The 6,385-nt window shown below is 63.5% G+C and carries 6 protein-coding genes; all 6 read right to left on the bottom strand.

Annotated elements, in window-relative coordinates; genetic code table 11:
* On the bottom strand, window positions 1-775 hold a 775-nt coding region (locus EOA75_RS26770; RefSeq protein WP_127325574.1), incomplete at its 3' end, for an ATP12 family chaperone protein.
* A 10-nt stretch (window positions 776-785) separates the two neighbouring features.
* On the bottom strand, window positions 786-1,661 hold the full coding sequence (locus tag EOA75_RS26775) for a DMT family transporter (RefSeq protein ID WP_164747577.1): 876 nt from the start codon (window positions 1,659-1,661) through the stop codon (window positions 786-788).
* 41 nt (window positions 1,662-1,702) lie between these two features.
* Complete coding sequence (locus EOA75_RS26780; protein WP_095830132.1) at window positions 1,703-2,689, bottom strand: RluA family pseudouridine synthase; 987 nt, start codon at window positions 2,687-2,689, stop codon at window positions 1,703-1,705.
* A 122-nt stretch (window positions 2,690-2,811) separates the two neighbouring features.
* On the bottom strand, window positions 2,812-3,642 hold the full coding sequence (locus EOA75_RS26785; protein ID WP_095780448.1) for an aspartyl/asparaginyl beta-hydroxylase domain-containing protein: 831 nt from the start codon (window positions 3,640-3,642) through the stop codon (window positions 2,812-2,814).
* A 206-nt stretch (window positions 3,643-3,848) separates the two neighbouring features.
* On the bottom strand, window positions 3,849-5,156 hold the full coding sequence (locus EOA75_RS26790) for a replication-associated recombination protein A (protein ID WP_066989617.1): 1,308 nt from the start codon (window positions 5,154-5,156) through the stop codon (window positions 3,849-3,851).
* A gap of 44 nt (window positions 5,157-5,200) precedes the next feature.
* Window positions 5,201-6,385: Do family serine endopeptidase (locus tag EOA75_RS26795; protein WP_127325576.1), on the bottom strand; the 1,185-nt coding region annotated here is incomplete at its 5' end.

A 6,385-nucleotide genomic window follows, 5' to 3' on the forward strand; every position in this document is an offset into this window, starting at 1 on the left:
CAAGCAGGCTGACTGCCGCCATCATGTCGCGCTTGCGGGCGGAGCGGCGCGCGACGGCTTCGGCATCCTGGCCCCAGTGCTCGATCTGCCAGTCTTCGTCGACATGGCCGGCGGCCCAGGCCTCCTCGCCGTCGAGCTCGCCGAAGTCGACGGCAAGCGCCAGCAGCGCTGAGCCGGTCAGCGAGGTCATGACGTGGATCGCGGCCAGACGCAGCGGCTCGGCGCGCTGGGCAAGATAAGCGCCAAGGACGGCGATCGTCTCGCGCGGCTGCTCGACATGGATGACACCTTCGGCGAGGTTGAAGCGCACGCCGAGGTTGCTTCTTGCCCAATCGAGAACCGGATCCCAGAGCCTGTTCTGACGGTCTACCAGCCCCTGCGGGCCATCGGCTCGGTAGCAAAGCAGGTCCGACGAAGCGAAGCGCAGGACATCCTCCAGCACCGCTTGCGGGTCGCTGGCCACACCGTCGAGTGCCGTGTTGGCAAGGCGCATCACCGGCATGGTCACAGGGTCGATGATCTCGCGCTGGGCGGAAAATTCGTCAGCAACCAGCGTCGCGGCTCCTTCAGTCGGCAACACCAGCAGCGCCTTTCCCGGCGTGCGGACCGGCCTGCCGTCCAGATGGACGGCAAAACCGCCTTCGACCGGCACTACCGAAACCGCCTTGTAGAAGCGCTTCGGCAGCGGCGTCTTCATCTGGATCTGGGCGCGGCGCACCGGATCGGGATCTGAAAGCTGCTTTCCCGCTTCGAGGTCGTTGAGGATGTCGCGCATCTCGAACTCCTTACGCTGGGACCTGCTTGCGCGACGGCCGATTGACGATGATCAGCCCGGCCGCGATCAGGCCCAGTGCCAGGAAGATCCTGATCGTCAGCGGCTCGCCCAAAAGCACGGCGCCGCACAGAACACCGAACACCGGCGACAGGAAGGCGAAGCTGGACAGGCCCGCCGCCGGATAGCGCGTGAGCAGCCAGAACCACAAAACATAGGTGAAAGCGACGATATAGAAAGACTGGAACATCAATGCCAGTGTCGGCAATGCAGCGATTTCGCGGATCGGCGGGCCGGCGAACGGCATCACAAGGGCACCGACGACGGCGGCGCCAGCGAGTTGATAGAGCAGAAGCTTCTCGGCGCTGGTCTCGACCAGCTTCGATCGCTTGATGACGATGCTGGTCAACGCCCACAGGATGCCCGAGCCAAGACTGAGCAGATCGCCCGTCAGCGTCGCGTCATTGCCGGCGAAGATGCCGTCTGAGAACACGGCCAGAAGCCCGCAGAAAGCAAGCACGAGGCCCCCAAGCTTGCGCGCGTTGATGCGCTCGCCGAGCAAAAAATGGCCGCCGATCAGGACCCAGAACGGCATGGTGTTGACCAACAGCGTGTTGCGAGCGACGGTCGTGTATTCCAGCCCGATATAGAGAAACAGGAACTCGACGCCGAAGAGCACGCCGACGACAATGCCGGCGCTGAGCGTCCCATCCGTTTCAAACAGCTTGATGCCGCGCAACCGGCACCAGCCGAGAACGCACAGCCCGCCGATGATCGAGCGCGCGATCGATACGAAGACCGGATCGTAGCCGGCATAGGAGACCTTGGCGGCGACGTAGTTCAGGCCCCAGGACAATGTCAGCCCGACCATCATGGCGGCCGCGGTCATGTCGACCGCGTCGCGTCGGCCGAATGTATCGGCAGCACCGCTCAATTGTCGTCCTCCGCGCTCTGCTCATCGAAGCCGAGCAAGTTCCAGCTTTGGCGCATATGCGGCGGCATCGGCGCGGTAACATCGATGACGCCCTGGTCTGGATGCGGGATAACGATGCGGCGCGCGTGAAGATGAAGGCGGTTCTGGATGCCGCCGGGAAACTCCCAATTGGTGTCGGCCTCGAAATATTTGGGATCGCCGATGATCGGGCAGCCGATATGGGCGGCATGGACGCGAAGCTGGTGGGTGCGGCCGGTATAAGGTTCCATTTCCAGCCAGGACAGCGACTGCGCCGCCTGCTCGACCACGCGGTAATAGGAAACGGCATGGTCGGCGCCCTTCTCGCCATGCTTGGCGATGCGCACGCGGTCGCCGTCCGGCGTCGCCTCCTTGACCAGCCAGGTCGAGATCTTGTCCTCGCGCTTCGGCGGCACGCCCTTGACCAAGGCCCAATAGGTTTTCTTCGTCTCGCGCGCCCGGAACGCTTCCGACAGCTTCATCGCGGCAAGGCGGGTGCGGGCAACGACCAGCACGCCGGAAGTGTCGCGGTCGAGGCGATGGACGAGGCGCGGCTTCTCGCCCTTCTGGTTGCGCCAGGCCTCGAGCATGTCGTCGACATTGCGCGTGACGCCGGAGCCGCCCTGCACGGCAAGCCCGGCAGGCTTGTTGAAGACGAAGACCTTCGGGTCCTCGTGCAGCAGCATCTTGGCCAGCACATCGGCATCGCCCTGGTTGCGGATCGAATGGCCAGTGAGCGCGGCGTCGCCCTTCTTGTCGACTTCGAGCGGCGGAATGCGCACGGTCTGCCCGGGCTCGACGCGCGTGTCGGCCTTGACGCGGCCGCCATCGACGCGGACCTGGCCCGAGCGCAAGAGCTTTTGCAGGTGACCGAAGCCGAGGCCCGGATAATGGACCTTGAACCAGCGGTCGAGCCGCATGCCCGCTTCGCCGGCCTCCACAGTGATTTGTTCGACACCTGCCATGGTTACGCTTTTCCGGTTGAAAGCGGCGCCATAGCACTAAGGCAAAGAGGTTGCGAGCCAAAGACCCAACAACGGACAAAGATCGCGCCAAAGAGCTTTGCGGAGCCGCAGGCGCGGACGCTTCAGTTTGCGGCGGCCTTCTTGGCCTTGGACGAGCCGATCATCTTCCAGTTCTTGTAGAACATGGAATTGATGCGCTCGACGCTGACCGAGACGATGGCGAGAAGGTTGGCGATCAGGCCGGGGAATGGCGATGGACGGATGATATCCATGAACACGCAGTAGCGGCGTCCGTCATATTCGTTCACCGAACGGTGCAGCAGCGTGTCGTCGAAAATGTAAAGCGGGTTGTCGTGCCAGTAGTTCCTGGCGCCGTTGCACTCGACGAAAATCTCAGCCTTGACCGGCAACAGGTTGTAGAGGATGCGCAGGCTGAGCCGCAGCGGCCCGAAATGCCAGGAAGTCGATTCCTTGCCTCTGAAGACTGAGACCGCGATGGTCTTGATGTATTTGAAGTCCTTGTTGAATTCCGCGACGTTGTCGATCTTGTGCTTGCCATACCACTGATAGACATACATGCCGCGCCGACCGGTGCCGAAATTGGCGTCGATATCGGCGATGATCTCGTCCTTGCGAGCCTTGAAGACGTCGAGAACCTCGTTGACCTCGCGCTGATAGTCTGCGGGGAACTGCTCCAGCTTCCATACGCCCGGGTTCCGATAGCAAAGCAGGTCGACCAAAAGGTTGAATGGCGACAGCAGCCAGGTGAAGATGCCGTTGCCCAGGAAATAGCCGCGGAACAACGACAGATCCTTGTTTGCATTGCGCATCACGTCGATCAGACCGCAGACGATCCAGATCGTGGTCAGGATCGGGATAAAATAAAAGCCAAGCGCGAGAAGCGGGACTGCGATAGCAGCCTGACGAAGAGTCTTACGGGTTTGCTTTGTCATAGTCTTTCGCTTGGGAGCGCGATCCTGTTCGCATGAGCCAAATCACGGCGACCTCCGCCAGCCGTGCGCCTTCATAGGATTTTTCATGACGCGGCACAATCTGGAACAGGTTTGCCCGCTCACGATCGCGCCAGCATCTCGACTTTGCTGTCATGCCGACGAAGCTTCGCCGCGAAGCACCCGAGCCCGCCGAGTCGCGGAAGCGGCTATTCCCGCTCTTTGCGCAGCTTTGCCCAGTATTCCAACCGCTTCTTGACCTCGCGCTCGAAGCCGCGCTCGGGCGGATCGTAGAAAGTGCGGCGGCCCATCTTTTCCGGGAAATAGTCCTGGCCGGAAAAGGCATCCGGCTCGTCGTGGTCGTAGCGGTAGCCGGCGCCGTAATCCTCTTCCTTCATCAGCTTGGTCGGCGCGTTGAGGATGTGCTTGGGCGGCAGCAGCGAGCCGAATTCCTTGGCCGCTTGTGTCGCCGCCTTGAAGGCGGTGTAGACGGCATTCGACTTGGGCGCGGTGGCGAGGTAGACGGTGGCCTCGGCGAAGGCGAGTTCGCCCTCGGGCGAGCCGAGATAATCGTAGGCGTCCTTTGCGGCATTGGCGACGACCAGGGCCTGCGGATCGGCAAGCCCGATATCTTCCACCGCCATGCGCACCAGCCGGCGGCCGAGATAGAGCGGATCCTCACCGGCATCGAACATGCGGGCGAGGTAATACAGCGCAGCGTCCGGATCCGAGCCGCGCACCGATTTATGCAGCGCCGAGATCAGGTTGTAATGGCCGTCCTGGCCCTTGTCGTAGATCGGCGCGCGACGCTGGATGACGCGCTGCAGGCCTTCGGGCCCAAACACCTCGCCCGGCTTGGCGGCGCGCCAGACCTCCTCGGCGAGCGTCAGCGAGGCACGACCGTCGCCATCGCTCATGCGGATCAGCATGGCCCGCGCCTCGTCGTCGAGCGGCAGCGCCCTGCCCTCGGTCGCCTCGGCCCGCTCCAGCAGCTTGGCGATGCTCTCCTCGTCCAGCGAGCGGAAGACGAGCACCCGCGCGCGGGACAGAAGCGCCGCGTTCAGCTCGAAGGATGGGTTCTCCGTCGTGGCGCCGACCAGCACCACCGTGCCGTCTTCCATGACCGGCAAAAAACCATCCTGCTGGGCACGATTGAAGCGATGGATCTCGTCGACGAAGAGCAGCGTCTGGCGGCCATTGGTCCGGCGCAGTTTTGCTGCCTCGAACACTTTCTTCAGGTCGGCGACGCCGGAAAACACCGCCGATATCTGCTCGAAGGCAAGGTGGGTTTCGCCGGCGAGCAACCGCGCCACCGTCGTCTTGCCGGTGCCGGGCGGGCCCCAGAAGATCATCGAGCCGAGCGTGCCGGAATTGATCAGCCGCGTCAGCGCGCCATCCGGGCCGGTCAAGTGCTCCTGGCCGACAACCTCGCCAAGGGTCTTCGGGCGCAACCGGTCAGCCAGCGGCCGGCCAGGCGGCGCCTTCTCCGGTTCATCGACGCTGAACAGATCGGCCATGCACTTTTATTTGGTTGGAACGCGGCCCCTTTTCCAGAGCCTGCTCAGTAACGCAACACCTGGCGCAGTATCTGCCCACCGCGCTCGACGGTAAACCGCCACCACCGCGTGTCCTGCTGCGCAATCTGTGCCAGCGTCGCCGCCTTATCGATGCTCGTGCCGTTCACTTCGCGCACGATGTCGCCCGGTTGGAAGCCGAAATCGGCGGCCGGTGAATCGCGGTTGATGTCGACCACGGTGACCCCCTTCATGTCGGTGCGCAGCCCGAGACGCTGGGCAAGGCGCGGCGACAGCTCTGCCACCTTGGCCCCGGCGAAGGGGCTGCGGCCATGCAGCGTCACCTCGCTCGGCTTCGCGCCTTCGGGCGCGCGCTCCAGCGCAATCTCAAGCGTTGCCTGCTGGCCCTTGCTCAGCACGGCGAAGGTCGCCTTGGTGCCGATCGACAGCGTCGCCATGCGGAAATCCAGCGCCTCGATGCTTTCGACCGGGGTGTTGTTGAGCGACAGCACGACGTCGCCAGGCTTGAGCCCCGCCTTGCCGGCCGGTCCGGCCCCATCGACCGACGAGACCAGCGCGCCTGTCGGCTTTTCCATGCCAAGCGATTCCGCGATCTGGGGTGTCACGGCTTCAAACTCGGCGCCGATATAGGGCCGCTCGAAGAAATCCAGGCCGGCTTTGGCGGCGTCGGCGAAAGCCCTGACCATGTTCGACGGAATGGCGAAACCGATACCGATCGAGCCGCCGCTGCGGCTATAGATAGCCGTGTTAATGCCGACCAGCTGGCCGCCCATGTTGATCAGCGCGCCGCCGGAATTGCCGGGATTGATGGCGGCATCGGTCTGGATGAAATAGCCGGAGTCGGAAACGCCGATATGGCTGCGGGCAAGCGCCGAAACGATCCCGCTGGTGGTCGTCTGGCCGACGCCGAAGGGATTGCCGATGGCGAGCACCAGGTCGCCGACCTCGAGCGCGTCGGAATCGCCGATGGCGATCACCGGGAACGGCTTGTCGGCGGAGATTTTGAGCACGGCAAGATCCAGTGTCTCGTCCTTCAGCATCACCTTGGATGTGAACTCGCGCCCGTCGGCCGTCGCGACCTTCACCTCGTCGGCATCCTTGATGACATGGTAGTTGGTGACGATCACGCCGCTCGGATCAACCAGCACGCCGGAACCGAGCGAAGACTGCGCGCGCGGCTGCGCGCGGCCGAAGAACTCCTCGAAGAAGGG

This window comes from Mesorhizobium sp. M1A.F.Ca.IN.022.07.1.1 (assembly GCF_003997575.1).
Taxonomy (GTDB): Bacteria; Pseudomonadota; Alphaproteobacteria; order Rhizobiales; family Rhizobiaceae; genus Mesorhizobium.

What these genes read in the sequence shown, in the direction of transcription:
- EOA75_RS26775 (WP_164747577.1), bottom strand. Translation starts at nt 1,661, where the DNA reads ATGACCGCGGCCGCCATGATGGTCGGGCTGACATTGTCCTGGGGCCTG.
- EOA75_RS26780 (WP_095830132.1), bottom strand. Translation starts at nt 2,689, where the DNA reads ATGGCAGGTGTCGAACAAATCACTGTGGAGGCCGGCGAAGCGGGCATG.
- EOA75_RS26785 (WP_095780448.1), bottom strand. Translation starts at nt 3,642, where the DNA reads ATGACAAAGCAAACCCGTAAGACTCTTCGTCAGGCTGCTATCGCAGTC.
- EOA75_RS26790 (WP_066989617.1), bottom strand. Translation starts at nt 5,156, where the DNA reads ATGGCCGATCTGTTCAGCGTCGATGAACCGGAGAAGGCGCCGCCTGGC.